The organism is Rhizobium vallis (assembly GCF_003985155.1).
Taxonomy (GTDB): Bacteria; Pseudomonadota; Alphaproteobacteria; order Rhizobiales; family Rhizobiaceae; genus Rhizobium; species Rhizobium vallis.
In genome coordinates this window covers 1-19,548 of sequence record NZ_ML133716.1, presented here as the reverse complement: position 1 = coordinate 19,548, position 19,548 = coordinate 1, and the positions used below count along the sequence as shown (strand labels likewise).

18 protein-coding genes and 6 pseudogenes are annotated in these 19,548 nt (G+C 59.4%); 18 read left to right on the top strand and 6 right to left on the bottom strand.

What is annotated here, in order from left to right; genetic code table 11:
- The 5 genes and pseudogenes from EFQ99_RS34010 to EFQ99_RS33985 all read left to right on the top strand — a co-directional run.
- A pseudogene (locus tag EFQ99_RS34010) lies at positions 1-204 on the top strand (nitrogenase component 1); the annotation flags it as partial.
- 18 nt (positions 205-222) lie between these two features.
- Positions 223-711 (top strand): NifX-associated nitrogen fixation protein, encoded by a 489-nt coding sequence (locus tag EFQ99_RS34005; RefSeq protein ID WP_012489584.1) that lies wholly within the window; start codon positions 223-225, stop codon positions 709-711.
- Positions 712-735: 24 nt separating this feature from the next.
- Positions 736-939, top strand: a complete 204-nt coding sequence (locus tag EFQ99_RS34000) for a CCE_0567 family metalloprotein (protein WP_009991124.1) — start codon at positions 736-738, stop codon at positions 937-939.
- Entirely contained in the window at positions 936-1,253 is a 318-nt protein-coding gene (gene fdxB, locus EFQ99_RS33995; RefSeq protein ID WP_004677870.1) for a ferredoxin III, nif-specific, read from the top strand. Before EFQ99_RS34000 ends, fdxB begins: the two co-directional genes overlap by 4 nt.
- 874 nt (positions 1,254-2,127) lie before the next feature.
- On the top strand, positions 2,128-2,583 hold the full coding sequence (locus EFQ99_RS33985; RefSeq protein WP_012489581.1) for a phasin: 456 nt from the start codon (positions 2,128-2,130) through the stop codon (positions 2,581-2,583).
- Positions 2,584-2,596: 13 nt separating this feature from the next.
- Here EFQ99_RS33985 and EFQ99_RS33980 read toward each other — a convergent pair whose 3' ends face one another.
- Positions 2,597-2,827: an NAD(P) transhydrogenase subunit alpha gene (locus tag EFQ99_RS33980; protein WP_225880318.1), complete on the bottom strand. Its 231-nt coding sequence runs from the start codon at positions 2,825-2,827 to the stop codon at positions 2,597-2,599.
- 478 nt (positions 2,828-3,305) lie between these two features.
- Here EFQ99_RS33980 and hemN point away from each other — a divergent pair.
- Positions 3,306-4,658 (top strand): annotated as a pseudogene (hemN, locus tag EFQ99_RS33970) (oxygen-independent coproporphyrinogen III oxidase).
- 965 nt (positions 4,659-5,623) lie between these two features.
- Here hemN and EFQ99_RS33955 read toward each other — a convergent pair.
- Entirely contained in the window at positions 5,624-6,067 is a 444-nt protein-coding gene (locus EFQ99_RS33955; protein ID WP_004674399.1) for a pseudoazurin, read from the bottom strand.
- A 306-nt stretch (positions 6,068-6,373) separates the two neighbouring features.
- A pseudogene (locus EFQ99_RS35305) lies at positions 6,374-7,091 on the bottom strand (cyclic nucleotide-binding domain-containing protein); the annotation flags it as partial.
- A 241-nt stretch (positions 7,092-7,332) separates the two neighbouring features.
- Between EFQ99_RS35305 and ccoN the strand changes: the two are divergent.
- The 10 genes from ccoN (at position 7,333) to EFQ99_RS33900 (ending at position 16,264) form a co-directional block, all read left to right on the top strand.
- Entirely contained in the window at positions 7,333-8,955 is a 1,623-nt protein-coding gene (gene ccoN / locus EFQ99_RS33945) for a cytochrome-c oxidase, cbb3-type subunit I (RefSeq protein ID WP_004674403.1), read from the top strand.
- 8 nt (positions 8,956-8,963) lie between these two features.
- Positions 8,964-9,698, top strand: a complete 735-nt coding sequence (ccoO, locus tag EFQ99_RS33940; RefSeq protein WP_071090629.1) for a cytochrome-c oxidase, cbb3-type subunit II — start codon at positions 8,964-8,966, stop codon at positions 9,696-9,698.
- Positions 9,699-9,706: 8 nt separating this feature from the next.
- Positions 9,707-9,859: a cbb3-type cytochrome c oxidase subunit 3 gene (locus tag EFQ99_RS33935; RefSeq protein WP_004674411.1), complete on the top strand. Its 153-nt coding sequence runs from the start codon at positions 9,707-9,709 to the stop codon at positions 9,857-9,859.
- Between the two features lies 1 nt (position 9,860).
- The gene (ccoP, locus tag EFQ99_RS33930; RefSeq protein WP_004674413.1) at positions 9,861-10,724 is read left to right on the top strand and encodes a cytochrome-c oxidase, cbb3-type subunit III; all 864 of its coding nucleotides are present in this window, start codon (positions 9,861-9,863) and stop codon (positions 10,722-10,724) included.
- Between the two features lie 11 nt (positions 10,725-10,735).
- Positions 10,736-10,921: a hypothetical protein gene (locus tag EFQ99_RS33925; protein WP_004674416.1), complete on the top strand. Its 186-nt coding sequence runs from the start codon at positions 10,736-10,738 to the stop codon at positions 10,919-10,921.
- Positions 10,922-11,088: 167 nt separating this feature from the next.
- Positions 11,089-12,651 (top strand): cytochrome c oxidase accessory protein CcoG, encoded by a 1,563-nt coding sequence (ccoG, locus tag EFQ99_RS33920; RefSeq protein ID WP_097603673.1) that lies wholly within the window; start codon positions 11,089-11,091, stop codon positions 12,649-12,651.
- Positions 12,648-13,133 (top strand): FixH family protein, encoded by a 486-nt coding sequence (locus EFQ99_RS33915; protein WP_004674419.1) that lies wholly within the window; start codon positions 12,648-12,650, stop codon positions 13,131-13,133. Before ccoG ends, EFQ99_RS33915 begins: the two co-directional genes overlap by 4 nt.
- Positions 13,130-15,412 carry a cation-translocating P-type ATPase gene (locus EFQ99_RS33910; RefSeq protein WP_004674422.1) on the top strand — a complete coding sequence of 761 codons (2,283 nt, stop codon included), beginning with the start codon at positions 13,130-13,132 and terminating at the stop codon, positions 15,410-15,412. The genes EFQ99_RS33915 and EFQ99_RS33910 overlap by 4 nt, the downstream gene beginning before the upstream one ends.
- Complete coding sequence (gene ccoS, locus EFQ99_RS33905) at positions 15,409-15,567, top strand: cbb3-type cytochrome oxidase assembly protein CcoS (protein WP_004674425.1); 159 nt, start codon at positions 15,409-15,411, stop codon at positions 15,565-15,567. The genes EFQ99_RS33910 and ccoS overlap by 4 nt, the downstream gene beginning before the upstream one ends.
- Positions 15,568-15,598: 31 nt before the next feature.
- A complete protein-coding gene (locus EFQ99_RS33900; RefSeq protein ID WP_004674428.1) occupies positions 15,599-16,264 on the top strand; it encodes a Crp/Fnr family transcriptional regulator in 666 nt (221 codons plus the stop codon).
- A 274-nt stretch (positions 16,265-16,538) separates the two neighbouring features.
- Here EFQ99_RS33900 and EFQ99_RS33895 read toward each other — a convergent pair whose 3' ends face one another.
- Both EFQ99_RS33895 and EFQ99_RS33890 read right to left on the bottom strand, forming a co-directional pair.
- Positions 16,539-16,742, bottom strand: a complete 204-nt coding sequence (locus EFQ99_RS33895; protein WP_004674430.1) for a hypothetical protein — start codon at positions 16,740-16,742, stop codon at positions 16,539-16,541.
- 214 nt (positions 16,743-16,956) lie between these two features.
- Positions 16,957-17,274, bottom strand: coding sequence for a hypothetical protein (locus EFQ99_RS33890; protein ID WP_018247218.1), 318 nt, complete (start codon positions 17,272-17,274; stop codon positions 16,957-16,959).
- Between the two features lie 118 nt (positions 17,275-17,392).
- Here EFQ99_RS33890 and EFQ99_RS33885 point away from each other — a divergent pair.
- Positions 17,393-18,337, top strand: a pseudogene (locus tag EFQ99_RS33885) (IS630 family transposase).
- 140 nt (positions 18,338-18,477) lie between these two features.
- On the opposite strand, the pseudogene EFQ99_RS33880 reads toward EFQ99_RS33885, so the two are convergent.
- A pseudogene (locus EFQ99_RS33880) lies at positions 18,478-18,853 on the bottom strand (nodulation protein NodZ); the annotation flags it as partial.
- A 125-nt stretch (positions 18,854-18,978) separates the two neighbouring features.
- Between EFQ99_RS33880 and EFQ99_RS33875 the strand changes: the two are divergent.
- Positions 18,979-19,548: pseudogene (locus EFQ99_RS33875) on the top strand (IS3-like element ISRel21 family transposase); the annotation flags it as partial.

Below are 19,548 nucleotides of genomic sequence, written 5' to 3'. Positions count from 1 at the left end.
GGGGCGGCAGCCGGCGGATGCGCTTTCGATGGCGCCAAGATCGTGCTGCAGCCGATCACCGACGTCGCGCACCTGATCCATGGGCCTCTCGGCTGTGAGGGCAATTCCTGGGACAACCGAGGATCGGCTTCTTCAGGTCCAACGCTCTGGCGCACGAGCTTCACGGCGCTGACCGAAGCAGGCGCCACCGAAAAGAAGCCTTTCGATGAGGAGGACTAGGACATGGGTACATTGACAGGAAGTACGGATGGCCCTGCTGTCAACGAGGATGGGGATCTCGCCACCCCTTTTCTCAGATGCCTCATAAGGCTCATCCGCGCTCAGGATGCCCATGGGGCGTGGGAAGGCAAATCGGACGCTGACCTGCTGGCCGACTTCATCCTCACCAAGGAGCAGCGCCGTAAGATCCCGATCATAGGCGATCCCGATCCTGATGTGCTGTGGAGGCTACAGAATTTTTACAGTTGCGTGGGGCTTGTGATCGAAGAGTGCACAGGCCTGTTGGCATCGCCGATCATGACGATCGGCCATGAGGGCTTCGGCCGCTTGCTTTTCACGACTGGACGGTTGGTCGTTCTGTCGAAGACCCTGCGCGATGTCCACCGGTTCGGCTTTGAGACGCTAGGCAAGCTCGCCGAGACCGGCACGAAAATGGTCGATGACGCTATTGAAGTTATCGAAACCTATCCCGACGTGGCGCGGGCATCATGAAATCAATTTTCGAGGAAAGAGATCATGTCAGACATTGTGGAGCAGCTGAAGAAGGTCCGCAAGCTGCAGTCCCGCGCCGCCGCTGCGAAGATGGAGTTGCACGATCTTGCCGAGGACCTTCCGATTAATTGGGCTAGAATCAAGACCATTGCAGGAGAGACGTTCGACGCCTTCGCCGAGTTGAACGCTGCGAAGGAAGAGCTCGCTGCATTGGAGAATTCACGATGACTGGCCCTTTCGTCACGCGCGACGGCTCCAGCTGGGTGCCGGAGTACCTGACCTGCATCGATGCTACAACCTGCATCGGCTGTGGCCGATGCTTCAAAGCCTGCTCTCGCGAAGTCATGCACCTCTATGGCGTCGGTGAAGCGGGTGAAATCCTCGGCATCTGCGACGACGAGGAGGAAGACTTCGATGGCGAGCTCAATCGTATGATCATGGTTGTCGATGAGGCCGGCCGCTGCATTGGTTGCGGCGCCTGCGCGCGCGTCTGCCCGAAGAACTGTCAGACCCATGTCGCGGCAGACAAGGTTACTGCGTGATCTCGCGAACAAGTCAACGCTGTTACCTTCAGATCGTTTGTTGTCTCCTGCTGCTCGTCGTCTGCGCAAACGAACGAACGTAGTTACTTCGTGTGGCATTCCATCCACAAAGTTAGCGCTGCGATGGTGGCTAGTTCGTCGCTTCTTTCAATAGGACTTTTTTAAAAGCGCGAAGTGGCGATCGCTGTCTCGTCGCCCTCGGCGATGAACTTATCCGGTTGCCAAGGCAGATGCCCCGCGATTGGATCGCCACAGATCGTGCCGTTCGTGTCCCATGCCTGATCCGCGGATGCGGCGGTTCTAATCAATGGCGGCCGGTGCAAAGAAGGCACTGCAATTGCACGCAATGTCTCGCGCAAGCTGACCGTCAAGGTAAGCACCAGTGCGCAGCTGACGGAGGCACTTGCGGCGAGGACCGCAACGCCACTTTCCACCCCGCAGGCTCAATACGATCCGACACAGGACGATCCTGAGCGCGGTTGAATTACATGCTAATTCCCTTGTCCCCAGCGCAACCGTCGACATTTCTCGCAAATGTCGGGCATCCGCCACTTTTGTCAGGTTTGTCGTGATTGGAACGTTTTGTTCGCCGGTCTCTCCGTCAAATACACATCAACCTGCCCTCAACCCGCCCATTGATAAAAGAAAATCATCTTCTTGGCGCGTCGGAGCAGTTGGCATGGTGTTTGCTGATCCCTGGTTACAAGCGGCAGAAAGCAGTCTGCATGATGCCGGTTCATGAAACGAACGGAACGGAGGCCACCTGACCGTTCGTCATCGGATCCGCGTTCTACCAAGCGGCCATGCATCCGCCGGCGGAAGGGTCAATCCCGATGTCACAGCTTGCAACCAACTCAAAGAGAAGGAAAATGCAATGACCAAGATTTCCGAAAGATCCTTTGAAACGATCGAAAACCCGGGGTCATCGTCGCTCAAGGTGCCAGATCAGTTCGGCGCATCTGTTGAAAAGGGGAACAAGAAGGTGACAGAGGCTCTTTTGAAACTTGCGTCCGGCGCTGAAGCGACACAGAAAATGCTGCCTCCGATCCTCGAAACGACAAGTCTATTCGGCAACGAATTGTGGTGGAAGACGATCGCTGCACTGCAGGCCGACGCCGAGGCCAGCTTCTCACATTTGCAAGCTTTGCTGGGCGCGAATTCGCCGTCGCAGATCCTCGAACAGCAGTCGACCTTTTTCCGCAAGCGCGTTGAGACAAGTTTGCAGCACGCCAAGGAAGTCCGGGTGCTCTCAAGCAGGGCGGTGGAGGAAATCTCAAAGCCGGTCAAGGATGCTTTTGACAAGGTGCTGACGGACCTCAAGGCGACGTAAAACTGAGGAGACCCTAGAAATACCGCGCGGTGATCTGCCCGGTGAAGAAACACCTGAAGTTCGCACTCGCTTCGATGACCGCCCGGTAACCCCGATCTTTCCCATTCATCTTCTGTGCACGGCTGATGCGCGGGACCATGTCTATGGCGCTTATATTCGCGCCCGAATGCAGAGCCCGCTTGAGCAACTCATTGTTGGCTGCGGGATAGAAGAAAGCGATTAGCGTCTTTTCAGGCGACAGCAGGGCGACCTCATTGATCGAGGCGCACCTTGACGATCACGTCGGCGGCCGCGGCGAGGGCCTGTGGAATTGGAAAACGACCACGACTTCCGCGTTTCGGTAGGCTTCGCTCGAGATTCCCGCCGTTAGGCCGGCACCAGTTCCACTGGCGATCAACAAACTATCGCCGGGGGCCAGCGCATGGAGCGAGCCGAAACCGTGGGATGGCTCGACCGGCGACAGCACGCGGACACCAATTTGTTTCACCCGTTTTGCGTATCAGTCATTCTTGCTCATTTCCTTGTGGCACGTCTCTTCGAACAGCCGGGACCGCGGCTCGACCCATGTCAGAACGAGATGTTAGGCGGGTTCGAAAGTGCTGACTTTCACAGCGGACAAAGATCCGGCTGATTCTGGCCTGAGACGTCATCATTGATTTGGGACAAGGAAGCCGGCGCGGCCGGAGGTCATAAAGCATCCTGTTTTGAAAAGGGATGCGAAAATGTCTGATGATCTGATCGCCAAATACGGCGATGCGCGGGTTCCGCGTTATACGAGTTACCCGACGGCGGCGGCTTTTTCTGCAGCCGTGGGGCCGGATGAATATGCCGGCAATCTCGCCCATATCGCCGCGGCTGGCCCGGTTTCGGTTTATCTCCACGTCCCGTTCTGCCGTTCGATATGCTGGTACTGCGGCTGCCACACGACCATCACCCGGCAAGACGCTCCGGTCGCCGACTATCTCGACGTGATGAAGGAAGAGATCGAGCTCGTCTCTTTTGCGGCCGGAAACGACGTGCCCGTCAAGTACGTGCATTTCGGCGGCGGCACGCCGTCGGTCATGAAGCCGCAGGAATTTTCGGCTCTAATGGCAAAGCTCAGGAGTGCCTTCACGTTTGAAGCGAAAGCCGGCGTCGCAGTCGAGATCGACCCTCGCACATTGGTCGCCCCCATGATCGATGCGCTCGCCGAAAACGGCGTCGACCGCGCAAGCCTCGGCGTCCAGAGCTACGATCCGATCGTGCAGGCCGGTATCAAGCGGCTGCAATCCTTTGAGCAGACGGAAAGGGCGGTCGCCGGGTTGCGCTCAGCAGGCGTCAGCAGCATCAACTTCGACCTAATTTATGGCCTTCCGAAATAGACTGTCCAATCTTGCATCGAGACGGTCCGGCTGGCTGCAGAACTGCGTCCCGAACGTTTCGCCGTTTTCGGTTACGCTCACATACCCGCTTTTAAGAAACATCAGCGCCTGATCGACGAAGCATCGCTGCCGGACGCAAAACAGCGGAACGAGCAGGCGGAAGTGATCGCCGAGGAGCTCCAGAAGGCCGGATATCTGCGCATTGGGCTCGATCATTTTGCACTGCCGAACGATCAGTTGGCGCTCGCCGCGCGCAACAGAACGCTGAGGAGAAACTTCCAGGGCTATACCACGGATGATTGCGATAGCCTGATCGGCCTCGGCGCATCTGCGATCGGGCGGCTGCCGGCCGGCTATATGCAGAACCACGTGCCTCTCGGCCTCTATGCCGAGCGAATTGCCTTCGGGGTGCTGCCGACCGCCAAGGGATATCTTCTCAGCGAGGAGGACAAGCTTCGGGCGAGGGTCATCGAGAGGCTGATGTGCGATTTCGAAGCCGATCTCGGCCAGTTGAGCAGCGGATCGGGTTTCGACACCGGCTTCCTTGTCGAGCGCAACGACCGTCTCGGCGAGCTCATGGCCGACGGCGTCGTGACGATCAGCGGTGAGCGGATTGTCGTATGCGAGGAGGCGCGCTTCATGGTCCGTGCAGTCGCGGCGGCATTCGACGCCTATTTTAGCTCGCACGGGCACACGCACAGCAAGGCAGCCTAGTACTTGTCGCCGGAAGTGTGCATCGGTTCCGGCGACACGAAACGCATCAAAGGCCGCGCGAGAAGACATCGAGTTCCCGTTTCTCGATCGAGGACCCTGCAGTTATCTTCCCAGGAGTCCCGTCGACAACGGCACGTCGAGGAGGATCGACGTCGCAAGTTCGTGTGAAGCAGGGCGGGCGCACTCACAAATACGGTCATCGGGCCGCCCTGTCACAAGTAGATGGGCGCCCGTATCACCGCCTGGACGTCGAGGTCGTTATCGTCGAGCTTTTCGGCTCATTCAAATACAGCTCGATCTCGGCAGGCCCCGGCCCAGGGTATCGTTGGCGACTGACGTCGAACCTTTAAGGTGGCGTGGGCAAGCGCCGGTCCGCAGAGTTGTGCCCATCGCGATTATGGCGGCCGCGCAGGCGCCTGAAGGAGCCTTTTCGCGAGGTGAGCTACCGAGCGCCACATGATCGACGGCTCTCGCCCTCTCACGAACGCGGTTGTTCGAGCACGTCGAAGGACGAGGCAGGGGTCTCCTAGTTGTAGGACTTGCCTGCCGCGGGGATTTCGATCAAACGTTCGACGGCGCCTTCCGTGCAATTCTTGGGTAACCAGAACGAGACCCCGGGTTTTGGCTGGCATCTCCTTCGCGACTGCCGCGCAAAAAAACGACCTCGTTATATTCGTCGTCAGCGAGATTGCCGCCGGGCTAGTGATCTTGCCCACGCGTTCCTTCACAGGTCTGCCGTGCAGATCATAGCTCTTTTCACAGGCCACATTCACTTTCTCGACGGTCCCACCAGGTTTCGGCATCGGCTTTGCCGACAACCGTGTCCGACCACTGCCTTGGACGTCTTGCCTGACAGCGCCTGGCTCTGCTCGATGCTCACTGAGCATCAGCTGCTCCTGGCGAGGCAAACAGCTGCCACGAAAGCCATCGTCATGGGCTGCGCGGTCATCCGCACCTGCTGTGTCTCACTGGGTGATGTTTGTGAGGTCGGCATCGAGCCGCTTGCGCACCATGTTCGGCACCTTTGCAGTCTTGATCGCTTCGAGATTGGGCGGACTGTCACCCACCTGGATCAGGGCAACCATGCCCATGCCGGAATGTGGGGTGCATTTCAGGACATAGACGCCTGGAACATCGAATTTCGCGCGATATAGCTCATTCGGCTTTGACTTGAAGTCGGCAACGCCATCCGGAATGAGGCCTTTGAAGGTTTCGACGTTGTGGCCCTTGTCGGTGGGGATGAAGGTGACGGTGTCGCCGGGGGCGATCTTCAGGAAGCCAGGCTCGAACACCATCGCGCCTTCCGTGCCTTTGTTGAGCATCCGAACCTGGTGGTCGGCCGCCATCAACGGCGCTGCCGAAACAATCAAGGCTGCCGCTGCAGCGATCAGACCGAATTTTAACCGCATTTGCAAGCTCCTTTTCTGCGAGACCCAATCAGCCTCATGAATGTGTCTTAGCAGATGCCGGAATTGGGCTCTTTGACGCCCGTCAAATTCGGGGAAAAAAGGCAGAAGGTCCCAATTTTTGCCTGCTTGCCCAGCGCCCTTGCGAGGGACATGGCAGCCTGCAAGCGATGTAGGAATCACCGAAGGACAAGCACGCTCGGCGAACGTCGGCGCTGCTGAACAGCTTAGGATTGCCGTGACTGAGCTCATATCGCGTCGAGAAGTTCGCGGAGGGCATGAATGTCGATCCCGCGGCTTGTCGCGTGTGTTGAGGTTTACCCTCTGACAGAAATCCTCGGAAAAATCATCAGTGTCGCCCGATAACCGTACCAGCGGGCAAGATTGACGTTCCGCAGGTCGTGCCTGCCCTCGGGAATAACGATGTTGCGCGACGCAAGTTTCGTAACGGTGTGGGCCAGGGTCTCAATGGTCAGGCCGAGATGATCCGCAATGTCTTGACGATTCATGGAAACGCGCAACGGACCTTGGCGGACGCGGGTTGCGCCGGAATGCAAGCTTCACGATGAAGCTGCAGGGGCGCTCCTCGGCGTTCTTCTTCGGCAACAGCACCATCTGTTCATGCGAAGCGGCCGCCTCCTGCCAGAGCAACGAGAGCTAGGTCGAGCGAGCGCATTAGACCGAGCGACTTCCCCGTGGAAACTCATGTGCGATATCCGGCGGATCTTGCATTTCGTGACGGCCTCAGCCGTAAATAGGAAATCGTTTTGCAGCGACGCGCCGTTGAGATCGCCGGCGAATTGAAGAGCGATTATCACCCGACGATCTTTCGCCGATGATACGAAGCAGGCGCACGACACCTTCTTCCACCTGGACAAGATGGTTGCTTATCACCCTCCCACCAAATCGCCTTACCGGCTGCGACGGCCTCGGCCGCCGAGCCTACGAACAGCGAAGAGAGGGATTGGCCGGCATGTATGGCTTCGCGCCCCTTCGCGCCATTGTCGAACGCGTGGTTGTTCTGCACAGCATCTTCATCGCCCCTTGTGGCAGTGGGTGCGGTAGAAAGCAGCTGCGTCACACGGGAGTAAGCGGGCGGTGCCAAAGGGGGAAGTTTGCAACAGAGTGTAACAACGTCGGTTCGTCCACCGCTTCCAGTCCGCTTGTTGATGTAGATCAAGGAGCCGTTCCCGTCTTCGTGACAGTCCTGCCTCGAAATCCGAGAAAGCCGGCCGCGAGGCGGTCGTCTGCGCACTGGAGACGACATCATGAATTACACGACAGAAACGATGGTGATCGCGGTCGCAGCGTTTCTGGCGCTGCTCGCGGCCGCATTCGCGCACGATCATCTGTTTGCAGTCCATATGGGTATACTTTGCCTCTGCCTGGTTGCGGGAACGCTGCTGCTTGTCAGAAACGCAGAGTTTTCGCCGACGGGCCAACAGCGCAAAACAGAGCTTACGGGCTATTGCGACGAGGTAATCCGCTACGGCCTGATCGCTACGGTGTTCTGGGGCGTCGTCGGCTTCCTCGTCGGCGTGATCATCGCGCTGCAGCTCGCCTTTCCCGACCTCAACATCGCGCCCTATTGGAATTTCGGAAGATTGCGGCCGGTTCACACATCGGCGGTGATCTTCGCCTTCGGCGGCAACGCGCTGATCATGACATCCTTCTATGTGGTGCAACGCACCTGTCGCGCGCGTCTCTTCGGAGGAACACTCGCCTGGTTCGTCTTCTGGGGCTACCAGCTGTTCATCGTGATGGCTGCGACCGGCTACGTGATCGGCATCAATCAGTCGCGCGAATATGCCGAGCCCGAATGGTACGTCGACCTGTGGCTTACCATCGTCTGGGTCGCCTATCTGGCCGTCTATCTCGGAACGATCCTGAAGCGCAAAGAGCCGCATATCTACGTGGCAAACTGGTTCTATCTCAGCTTCATAGTCACCATTGCGATGCTGCATGTGGTCAACAACCTCGCTGTTCCGGCGTCGTTCCTCGGCTCCAAGAGCTATTCTCTCTTCTCCGGCGTCCAGGATGCACTCACCCAATGGTGGTACGGCCACAACGCCGTCGGCTTCTTCCTCACCGCCGGCTTCCTGGGGATGATGTACTATTTTGTGCCGAAGCAGGCCAACCGGCCGGTTTATTCCTACCGGCTGTCGATCATCCACTTCTGGGCCCTGATCTTCATGTATATCTGGGCCGGCCCGCATCATCTGCATTACACGGCGCTGCCTGACTGGGCGCAGACGCTCGGAATGGTCTTCTCCGTCATGCTCTGGATGCCCTCCTGGGGCGGCATGATCAACGGTTTGATGACCCTTTCGGGCGCCTGGGACAAAATTCGCACCGACCCGATCATCCGGATGATGATCGTCGCCATCGCATTTTATGGGATGTCGACCTTCGAAGGCCCGATGATGTCGATAAAGGCGGTCAATTCGCTCAGCCACTATACCGAATGGACGATCGGTCACGTGCATTCCGGAGCACTTGGCTGGGTGGGTATGATCACCTTCGGGGCGATATACTACCTGACGCCGAAACTGTGGGGGCGCGAGCGCCTCTACAGCCTGCGGATGGTCAACTGGCACTTCTGGCTCGCGACGCTCGGGATCGTGATCTACGCCGCGGTGCTCTGGGTCGCGGGCATCCAGCAGGGGCTGATGTGGCGAGAATACAATTCCCAGGGCTTCCTCGTCTATTCCTTCGCTGAAACGGTCGCGGCGATGATCCCCTATTACGTGCTGCGTGCCGTCGGCGGAGCACTCTACCTAGCGGGTGGCCTCGTCATGGCCTGGAACGTGTTCATGACGATCCGCGGCCACCTGCGCGACGAAGCGCCAATCCCGACCAGTTTGGTGCCCCAGGCACAGCCTGCCGAGTGAGGTGAGACATGGCATCGTTACTTGATAAACATAAGACCCTCGAGAAGAACGCGACGCTTCTTCTGGTCGGCTCGCTGCTGGTCGTCAGCATTGGCGGCATCGTTGAAATCGCACCGCTGTTCTACCTGCAGAACACGATCGAAAAAGTGGAAGGCATGCGGCCCTACACGCCGCTAGAGCTCGCCGGACGGAACATCTACATCCGTGAAGGCTGCTATCTCTGCCACAGCCAGATGATCCGGCCGTTCCGTGATGAGGTCGAACGTTACGGCCATTATTCGCTCGCCGCGGAATCGATGTACGACCACCCGTTCCAATGGGGATCCAAGCGGACAGGGCCCGATCTGGCCCGCGTCGGGGGGCGTTACTCGAACGAATGGCACGTCCAGCATCTCGCAAATCCGCGGGCCGTGGTGCCGGAATCAATCATGCCGAGCTACGCCTACCTCGAAGAGAAGGAGGTGACGGTCAGGAGTATCGGAGAGGACCTCAAGGCCAATGAGGACGTGGGCGTGCCTTACAGCGACGACATGCTGGCGAATGCCGAGGCCGACATGAGAGCCCAGGCCGATCCGAACGCGGACACGGCGGCTCTACTCAAGCGCTACCCAAATGCGAATGTCGGCGATCTCGACGGCGATCCAACCCGGCTGACCGAGATGGACGCGCTGGTGTCCTACCTGCAGATGCTCGGAACGCTGGTTAATTTCTCGACCTATGACGACGCGACCGGCTACCGGTGAGGTGATCCATGGAAACTTACACTGCAATGAGACACTTCTCCGACAGCTGGGGCCTCCTGGCAATGGCCGCATTCTTCGTCGGCGCGGTCATGCTCACCCTTCGCCCAGGTAGCAAGCAGACGGCCAAAGATGCCGCCGATATTCCCTTGAAGGACGATTGAGATGTCGCAAAAGCATATCGATGAACTGAGCGGCGTCGAAACGACGGGTCATGAATGGGACGGCATCCAAGAGCTCAACAATCCCATGCCGCGCTGGTGGATCTGGACCTTCTACGTGACGATCCTCTGGGCGATCGGCTACGCCATCGCTTACCCGGCCATCCCGATGATCACTTCCGCCACTAACGGCTATCTCGGTTATTCAACGCGCGCCGAGCTGCAGCAGGACCTCAATCTCGCTAAGTCATCGCAGACGGAGTTCCATGACCTGATCGCTGCCAAGACAGTGGAGGAGATCGACGCGGATCCTGCTCTTCGTAAATTCGCGATCGCTGGCGGCGCATCCGCTTTCAAGGTGAACTGCGCGCCCTGCCATGGATCGGGAGCGAGCGGCGGTCCGGGGTTTCCGAATCTCAACGACGACGACTGGCTGTGGGGCGGGGATCTGAATGCCATCCAGGCCACGATCTCTCATGGCATCCGCTTCGACGGCGATACGGATAGCCATTCCTCCGAAATGCCGCCCTTTGCCGGTGTTCTGGAGCCCATCCAGATGAAGCAGGTCGCCGCCTTTGTCTGGGGGCTGACCAATACGCCCTCGGATGTCGGTCTGGCGGCGGCCGGAAAACAGGTTTTCTTCGACAATTGCGCCCCATGTCACGGCGAGGACGCCAAAGGAAAGGTGGAAATGGGTGCGCCGGATCTCGCCGACGCAATCTGGCTGAAGTCGCGGGGTGAAGACGCCATCCTTCGTCAGGTTGCCTCTCCCAAACATGGCGTAATGCCTGCCTGGGCAGCGCGCCTGGGGGACACAACGGTAAACGAGCTTACTATTTTCGTTCATGCGCTCGGCGGCGGCACGTAAGGAGAAAAGACATGACAGCCCACGACCGCAATCCGATCCTCCCTCTCTACGGCGCGCCGCGTGCTGTTATCCGATCGCGTGTCTCAGCCCGCGCCCAACAGATGCCTGCGTCTTCGGAGCAGGACGACCCGGCAAAAATCGGCAATTCGATGGTGAGTTTGATCTGCCTCAAAGACCACAAGCAGACGAGCCGATAGTTTCAGCTCCTGTGGAGGACGTCCCAGCGGTTTCTCCGCCGCTGTCCTCCGGCCACGCCCTTACTCTGGGGCGTGGCCTTTTCGCTTCTGCACGGTCGTTCTTGATCTGCATCAAGGAACGGATCCGCCACGGCTGGGAAAAGAGTGGTGAAAATCGGACAGGTCCTATGAATCTCTATACCCGCCCTAATCTAAATGACATTGACCACGTTCGCGTCGAACCCGTCAACGCCCGGCGCAACCGCCAGTCTCTCTATGCGCCGCGCAAGAAGATCTTTCCGAAACGAGCCGAAGGGCCCTTTCGCCGGTTCAAATGGGTCTTGATGCTGCTCACGCTTGGCACATATTACCTCGCGCCGTGGATTCGCTGGGACCGCGGTCCCTATGCGCCCAATCAGGCAATCCTCGTCGACCTCGCCTCGCGGCGCTTCTTCTTTTTCTTCATCGAGATCTGGCCGCAGGAATTCTACTATGTGGCGGGCCTGCTCGTCATGGCGGGCTTCGGCCTCTTTCTCCTCACCGCCGCTGTCGGCCGCGCCTGGTGTGGCTATGCCTGTCCGCAGACCGTCTGGGTCGATCTCTTTATCGTCGTCGAACGCGCCGTCGAAGGCGACCGAAACGCTCGGATGAAGCTCGATGCCGACCCCTTCACTTTCGACAAGCTCAGGAAGCGGGTGATCAAGCACGCGATCTGGTTGCTGATCGCCGTCGCCACGGGCGGAGCATGGATCTTCTATTTTGCCGACGCGCCGAGCCTGGCGGCTTCACTGTTTGACGGCAGCGCTCCTGCCGCTGCGTATGCCACGATCGCCACCCTGACCGCGACGACCTATGTGCTTGGCGGCCTCATGCGCGAACAGACATGCACCTATATGTGTCCGTGGCCGCGCATTCAGGGCGCGATGCTGGATGAGAATTCGCTTGTTGTCACCTACAACGACTGGCGGGGCGAGCAGCGGTCGCGCCATGGCAAGAAGGCTCAGGGTCTGCCGGTGGGCGATTGCGTGGACTGCAATGCCTGCGTCGCCGTCTGCCCGATGGGGATCGACATCCGCGACGGCCAGCAGATGGAATGCATCACATGCGCCCTCTGCATCGACGCCTGTGGCGGCGTCATGGACAAGCTCGGGAAGCCACACGGCCTGATCGCCTATGCGACGCTCAAGGAATATTCGAGCAACATGTCGCTTGCTACTGACGGAGGACGGACAGCCATCCAGCCCTCCAATGTCCGAAACGACGACGGAAGCTTCATGCCAGCTGTCCGGAATTTCGACTGGCGCATCATCTTCCGCCGAAGAATTGTCTTCTACGGTGTCGTCTGGGCATCGATCGGCGTCGCCATGGTCGTCCATCTCGCCTTACGCGATCGGCTCAGGCTCAACGTTATCCACGACCGGAACCCTCAATATGTTCTGGAAAGCGACGGCTCCATCCGAAACGGCTACACGCTGCATGTCCTCAACATGGTGCCGAAGCCGCGGGACGTGACCATCACCCTCGTCGGGCTGGAGGGGGGCACAATGCGCATTCCCGAGTTCGGCAGGCAGGATGCCCGCAGCTTCACCGCTCACGTCGAACCCGACGCGGCCACGACGCTCAAGGTCTTCGTCACGCGCGCCCCAGACGGGGCAGAGATCAACGAATTCCTCTTCGTCATCGAAGATATAGGTCAAGCCGACCGGGCGAGCTATCGCGCCGCGTTCAACGCGCCGGGAGACGTGAAATGAAGACTTCTACTCAGGGCTTTACCGGCTTGCACGTGCTGCTTGCCACCTCGGCATTCTTCGCCGTAGTGATCGCCGTAAACGCCACCATGGCCTTCTATGCTGCGTCCAGCTGGAGTGGCATCGTCGTGGAAAACACCTATGTGGCCAGCCAGGAATTCAACACCAGGGCGGCAGCGATGAAGGCAATGGCCGCCTCCGGCGTCGAGGGCGCGCTCGTCGTTAAGGGCATCCAAATCCGTTACGACATCCACGACAAGGCCGGCACGCCTGCGATCATCGATGATGTCACGCTGAACTTCAAACGGCCCGTCGGCGATCATGAGGATTTCCGCGTGACGCTCCGGAAGACGGGCGAAGGGCGGTTCGAAGCCGATCACCAGGTTGTCGCCGGCGACTGGATCGTCGAGGCCATATCGAGAATGAACGGGGCGGTCGTCATGCATGAGGCCAAACGCTTCGACACCGCGGAGTTCCGCCAATGACCTGCTGCTCGATGGATGCGGAAAGCGTTCTCGGCCTCAGCGCGACATCCGCCAGCGCCGAGGAGGTATGCCTTGCAAGCCACCCGCTCGGGGCAGGGTTACGCCAGATCGACCTCAGCGTACCCGACGTCCACTGTGGCGGCTGCATATTGACCCTCGAAAAAGCGCTGTCGGCGCTTGCGTTCGTCAGGAAAGCCCGGGTCAATCTCACCGCCCGGCGTGTCACCTGCGTCTATCAGGAAGAGATCGAGGCGAAGGCGACCGATCCCTCCGAAATCCTCGCCGCGATCACCTTGGCCGGATACCGCGCCCATCTCATCACGTCGACAGCACCCGAAACCGACAGGATCCGGAACCAGCTACTGCTGGCGATTGGAGTTTCCGGCTTTGCGGCCGCCAACATCATGATGCTCTCGGTGTCGGTATGGTCGGGCGCCGATGCGGCCACGCGCGACATGTTTCACTGGATCTCGGCGATGATCGCGGCGCCGGCGCTGATTTATGGTGGACGCTTCTTCTTCAAATCGGCCTGGAGCGGGCTCAAGCGTAGGCGCACCAACATGGATGTTCCGATCTCGCTTGCAGTGACGCTGTCCTATGCGGTCTCCCTATGGGAAACCATGCACCATGGCGAACATGCCTGGTTCGACGCGTCGGTGTCTCTGCTGTTCTTCCTGCTGATCGGCAGAACCCTCGATCATGTAATGCGGGAAAAAGCCCGCGCCGCGATCAACGGGCTTGCCAGACTGGCGCCGCGCGGGGCGCAGCTGATGATGCCGGACGGGTCGCGGCACTACATCCCGGTCGAAGAGATCGCCGTCGGGGATAACATCGCGATTGCCGCCGGCCGACGCATTCCCGTCGATGGCATGATCGTCAGCGGCGAGAGCGATGTTGACCTCTCCATCGTCACCGGTGAAAGCAGCACGGTCGCCGTCGCCGCAGGCAGCGCGCTGAATTCGGGTGCGATGAACCTGACCGGTTCGCTCGTCCTGCGGGCGACCAAAGTGGCAAGGGATTCGCTTCTTTCCGAGATCATCGGCCTGATGGAAGCGGCCGAGGGCGGCAGGGCTCGTTATCGCCGGGTCGCCGATCGCGCCGCAGCACTTTATTCTCCCGCCGTGCACCTGTTGGCGCTGGCCTCCTTTCTCGCCTGGGGCTTGCTTGGGGGCGATTGGAAACAGGCCATGCTGGTCGCGGTCGCGGTGCTGATCATCACATGCCCCTGCGCATTGGGCCTTGCTGTACCGGTGGTCCAGGTGGTCGCCGCCGGCGAACTTTTCCGCAGGGGCATCGTGGTGAAGGACGGTTCGGCGCTCGAAAGACTGGCCGACGCGGACATGGTGGCCTTCGACAAGACCGGCACCCTGACGATGGGCCGGCCCCGCCTCGTCCGAAGCGACGCGATCGCGGGCAATAGCGCCATCGTTTGCGCAATGGCGGCGCATTCACGGCATCCGCTTTCCCAGGGTCTGGTGCGGGACATAGACATCTCTTACCCCTTCGCCTTCGACAGGGTCACGGAAATCGCCGGCGGGGGGCTGGAAGCCTGGAAAGGAGCGGACTTCTATCGGCTCGGCAACCGGGCCTTTGCCTGCGGAACCGGGCTCACGCCCGCGGGCGATACTCCGTTTTCGGAGGTGGTCCTGTCGAAAAACGGCGTCGATCTCGCCCGTTTCCTGTTTGACGACACGCTTCGTCCGGGCGCCGCCGAGGCTTTCCGCCAGCTCGCTGCAGCCGGTATCGAAACGCTGATAGTATCCGGCGACAGGCAGGCCGTCGTCGACAACACAGCGCGGGCTCTCGGTATCGGCAAAGCTCTGGGCGACCTGGCGCCGAAACAGAAGGTCGAGGAACTCCAGAGGCTGGGCGCCGAGGGCTATCGTGTGCTCATGGTCGGCGACGGGATCAACGACGCACCGGCGCTGGCCGCCGCGCAGGTCTCGATGGCGCCCGCAACCGCATCCGACGTCGGCAGGCAAGCTGCCGACCTTATCTTCTTCAACGATCGTCTCGATGCCGTTCCTGAGGCAATCGCCGTTGCGCGAAGATCCGCCAGCCTCATTCGACAGAACTTTGCTCTCGCCATCGGTTACAACGTGCTTGCGGTACCGATCGCAATCGCCGGCCTGGCAACGCCGCTGATAGCGGCGGTGGCCATGTCGACTTCGTCGATCATCGTCGTGACGAATGCGCTGCGATTAAATGCCTTCGGCAGGCGCCCCGGCCTACGGAGCGAGCCGCTTGCCGGCGGACGTGCGGAAGTTGAAACCACATGAACATGCTGATCTATCTGATGCCGATCGCACTGCTGATGGGGGGAATGGGTCTCCTGGCGTTCCTCTGGTCGCTGACGAGCCGCCAGTACGACGACCTTGAAGGAGCAGCTTGGCGAATCCTCGTCGAGGACGAAACCGATTGCAAAAGACCTTGAACCGCTCACGGCCGAAACGAAAGGAAGATCGATGCTATCGAGACATCCCATACTTTTGCGATCTGACCTGTTTCACGGCCTGGACAAAGCAAGGATAGAAGAACTGGCCGACACGGCTCAGTTCCAGATCTTCGCACCGGACGAGCGGATTATCGCCGAGGGCCAGCAGGCGTCGTTCGTCTATTGCGTGATGCGCGGCTTCGTGCGACTTTCGAAGTCGGAATCCGCGGGGCGCCAGGCAGATATCTGCATCTGCGAACCGGGCGAGACGTTCGGCGAATATCTCCTGTCGGGAGGCGGCTCCTACACCTACAGCGCATGGTCCGCCGACGGCGCAGAGGTCGCGTTGTTCGACCTTGTGGAGTTGCGGGCGCTTGCCGACCGGGACCCCGTCATGCGTCGCAACGTGATGCGCATCATGGCCCGGCATCTGCTCGGTGCCATGGATTGCATAGCGGGAGACCGGCTGCACACGGCTGCACAGCGTGTTGCGAATTACCTCGTCAGCCGCTGCCCGGCCTCAGCATCGCAGGCCACCTTTCGCCTGCCTTACCGGAAGAGAATTCTGGCCGGCAAACTGGGGGTTGCGCCCGAAGCCCTTTCGCGGGCTTTCGCTGCCCTCGGTCCTGCAGGGGTCGAAGTCAGAGGCAGGGTCGTCGTGGTCGACAGCGTCGACCTGCTGCGGAAGGCGTGCTGACCTCGGGGTAGGGCGATAACCGCGCCGGAATTCGACCGCCGTCAATGTGGCGATCGCTTGCTCCGTTATGGCCAGGCGCAAAATGTACCAGGACGTCATGCTCATCGGGATTGTTCTTGTCATCTCGACTGTTTTCATCGCTTGCTTCAGGCCTTGTCCGCATCAACGGTGGCGCTGACGACACATGCGGATACCGTCGGACTGGCGGGCTTAATAGGGAAGTGCAGACGAACGTTCGCAACGAGCACCAACATGCGACGGAGAGCGTCCGGCGTTATTCTTCGAGGAGCAGGGCCGTCGCGAGATAACCCATGCTGATGGTGCTTGCGAAGAGGTAGATGAACAGGCCCTGCGCGAGATAACTCTCAACCGTGCCTGCCGCGGCAAATCCATTTTGCCAAACGAAGAAGCCCACGGCGGATCCAATTGCGAACCCCGTCGCCAAACGCGTGAGCATGAACCTGATCATGCGAGGCATGGCACCACCTCAGACTTACTCATTACAAATGGCCGGGCAACGGGAATGGTGGCTGGCCAATTGAGTTTTGTCAACGACTGGCGCAAGCCGTCATGCAAGCAGCGGCGGGAGCCGGAGACTACAACAGTGCATCTTCTGTCTTTCGCAGCCGGCGTTATCACGCCTGCGAATGCGTCGAGGCTGAGGGAGTTGCGAGTTGCAAGGACGATGCGCGCTAAGGACCTAGCGCGGCGGCGGCTTCTGTGGTCGAGCGGTTTGCCAGACGTGTCGGGATGCGGGAATAAAGAACGGCTCCGGCCACGCCCACGACCGCATAGAGCACGAACATCAGCTTGATGGCAATCTGTCGACCAAGCCCGACGAACGCCCTCGCATCAGGCAGGGCGTCGGCTAAGGCGCCGACGAGGCTGTGGCGCGCGAACGTCCTCGTCCCATCGGAATCGCCGACGTGCGAGCTTGCTATGCCAATGATGCGGGTCGAGCGCGCGGTGCCGTTTCCACTCACCGAAGGCGCCCAATAGCTACCCTTCACAACAATGATCCAGCAAGCCTTTGGACGCGCTAGAGCAAGTCCTGCGATCGATGAATCGATTGTGATGTGACGGCGTCCATCGATGCTGATTCAAACATCCACAGAGAAGAGGTGGATGATGGGACAAGCACTGAGCGATGATCTTCGAATACGGGTTTTGAAAGCGTCTGCGGCCGGCATGTCGGCTCGACAGGCTGCGGCTCGTTTCGGAGTTGGGATTTCGACGGCGATCCGCTGGTTTGCAAGAGCGAAAGAGGGTGAGTTAACTGCTCGGCCACAGGGCTGGAGACGACCTTCGGCAGTGGATGCACACGAGGAATTCGTTGTCGCGTTGATCAACGAGCGTAGGGATGTGACGCTCGATGAGATGGTTGAGCGCTTGTCCGTCGAGCGGCAGGTGAAGATCAGCCGCAGCGCACTTGGCGCTTGGCTTCGAGGCCGCGGATGGACCTTTGAAAAAAGACCGCCCACGCACTGGAGCAGGACCGGCCGGATGTCCTAAAGCGCCGGCGTGTCTGGTTCGACGGCCAACTGGATCTCGATCCAGAAAAGCTGATCTTCATCGACGAAACCGGCCTTTCGACCAAGATGGCACGGCTACGCGGACGTGCACTTCGAGGTGAGCGTTGCCGAGCTGGCGTGCCACATGGCCATTGGAAAACAACGACCTTTACCGGAGCGTTGCGCCTCACTGGGATGACCGCGCCGTTTGTCTACGATGGCGCCATGAACGGTAATTGTCTTCCTGGCTTACGTCGAACAGGTATTGGGGCCTACCCTGGAGATCGGCGACGTGGTGGTCATGGACAACCTACCGGCTCACAAGACAGCGGGTGTACGCGACGCCATCGAACGTGTCGGCGCCACGCTCATGTTCCTGCCCCCTTACAGCCCAGACTTCAATCCGATCGAGAACGCCTTCTCCAAACTGAAGGCGATGCTGCGAGGTCGGGCAGAGCGAAAGATTGACGCCCTCTGGGATGCAGTTGGCGCCCTGATACCCCGCTTCACCCCCGCAGAATGCGCCAATTGCTTCAAGGCTGCTGGATATGATCCGGATTGAACAGGATTTGCTCTAGACGCTAGGAGAGGATGCGCCCCCGCCTTGTCTCGTCGCGTGCTGCGCCCACATCGCGATCCAGTGAACACCTCTCCTCAATCCTGCGAGGGCGCCGAGAATTTGTTCAGCGGAGTGCCGGTTCATCAAGCCGGCTCATGCTCGGACGATTCATCAGTCAAGATCAAGCGAGTCGGATCTTTCAAGTCAAACTCAATAACACGTGGCACGAAGAGACGGGCATAGCGCGTGAAGGCGCTGGCCGGCGGAAAGCGAATTACCGTATCGCATCGGGCGAGAAGGTACATCTCTGTAAGAGCAGAGATACCGCCGTCCACTCCGAGCGATGCACTGTGTAATGGCCGGCCTGGGCCGCCTGAAAGCATTTCGGGATAGTGATTGATCGGGAAATACACCGAGTAAATGGTCCCGTACCTGCGCGCTGTCCGTACACAAGAAAACCATCACAGGGCGTCGATGCGGTATCGCTTTGGCCTTTTCGATGGCAGTGCACACTGACCTGCCACTGAGAATTTCCTCCAGAATGGATTAGAGTCCGGCCCATTGATCTGAACCCTTCAAACTGGACCAATTTTGGTTAGAGTTTTCCGGTGCATTTTCCTGGCTGGGAAAGGGACCAGAAGACGATGAAAGCGTCGCAGTTTTCGGACGCTCAGAAGGCGTTCATTCTGAAGCAAGGTGATGAAGGCGTGTCGGTTGCTGAAATCTGCAGGAAGGCGGGGATCAGCCAGGCGACTTATTTCAACTGGAAGAAAAAATACGCGGGCATGCTGCCACCGGAGATGAAGAGGCTGAAACAGCTCGAGGACGAGAATTCGCGCCTGAAGAAGATCGTCGCGGATCTGACGCTGGACCGCGAGATGTTGCAGGATGTCATCCGCCGAAAGCTCTAAGGCCTGCTCGGAAGCGGGAGATGGTGAAAGGCATGTGCTGCGATTGGGCGATCTCGATCCGACGTGCTTGTGGAGCGTTGAACTTCGATCGATCAACTCACCACTATACCTCTCGCCGTGCTGATCAGGCCGGTCTGGAACGTCGTATTCGCGAGATCTGCGAGATCCGTGTGCGGTACGGCTATCGCCGCGTGCATGTGCTGTTGGAACGCGAGGGTTGGGGCACCAACATCAAGCGAACCTACCGCATTTACAGGGACTTGGGGCTACAGTTGCGGAACAAGACACCGAAGCGGGGGGTAA

Bases quoted from the DNA above. Each gene is read 5' to 3' on its own strand.
- EFQ99_RS34005 (WP_012489584.1), top strand. From the start codon at position 223: ATGGGTACATTGACAGGAAGTACGGATGGCCCTGCTGTCAACGAGGAT.
- EFQ99_RS34000 (WP_009991124.1), top strand. From the start codon at position 736: ATGTCAGACATTGTGGAGCAGCTGAAGAAGGTCCGCAAGCTGCAGTCC.
- fdxB (WP_004677870.1), top strand. From the start codon at position 936: ATGACTGGCCCTTTCGTCACGCGCGACGGCTCCAGCTGGGTGCCGGAG.
- EFQ99_RS33985 (WP_012489581.1), top strand. From the start codon at position 2,128: ATGACCAAGATTTCCGAAAGATCCTTTGAAACGATCGAAAACCCGGGG.
- EFQ99_RS33955 (WP_004674399.1), bottom strand. From the start codon at position 6,067: ATGCGGTTAAAATTCGGTCTGATCGCTGCAGCGGCAGCCTTGATTGTT.
- ccoN (WP_004674403.1), top strand. From the start codon at position 7,333: ATGAATTACACGACAGAAACGATGGTGATCGCGGTCGCAGCGTTTCTG.
- ccoO (WP_071090629.1), top strand. From the start codon at position 8,964: ATGGCATCGTTACTTGATAAACATAAGACCCTCGAGAAGAACGCGACG.
- EFQ99_RS33935 (WP_004674411.1), top strand. From the start codon at position 9,707: ATGGAAACTTACACTGCAATGAGACACTTCTCCGACAGCTGGGGCCTC.
- ccoP (WP_004674413.1), top strand. From the start codon at position 9,861: ATGTCGCAAAAGCATATCGATGAACTGAGCGGCGTCGAAACGACGGGT.
- EFQ99_RS33925 (WP_004674416.1), top strand. From the start codon at position 10,736: ATGACAGCCCACGACCGCAATCCGATCCTCCCTCTCTACGGCGCGCCG.
- ccoG (WP_097603673.1), top strand. From the start codon at position 11,089: ATGAATCTCTATACCCGCCCTAATCTAAATGACATTGACCACGTTCGC.
- EFQ99_RS33915 (WP_004674419.1), top strand. From the start codon at position 12,648: ATGAAGACTTCTACTCAGGGCTTTACCGGCTTGCACGTGCTGCTTGCC.
- EFQ99_RS33910 (WP_004674422.1), top strand. From the start codon at position 13,130: ATGACCTGCTGCTCGATGGATGCGGAAAGCGTTCTCGGCCTCAGCGCG.
- ccoS (WP_004674425.1), top strand. From the start codon at position 15,409: ATGAACATGCTGATCTATCTGATGCCGATCGCACTGCTGATGGGGGGA.
- EFQ99_RS33900 (WP_004674428.1), top strand. From the start codon at position 15,599: ATGCTATCGAGACATCCCATACTTTTGCGATCTGACCTGTTTCACGGC.
- EFQ99_RS33895 (WP_004674430.1), bottom strand. From the start codon at position 16,742: ATGCCTCGCATGATCAGGTTCATGCTCACGCGTTTGGCGACGGGGTTC.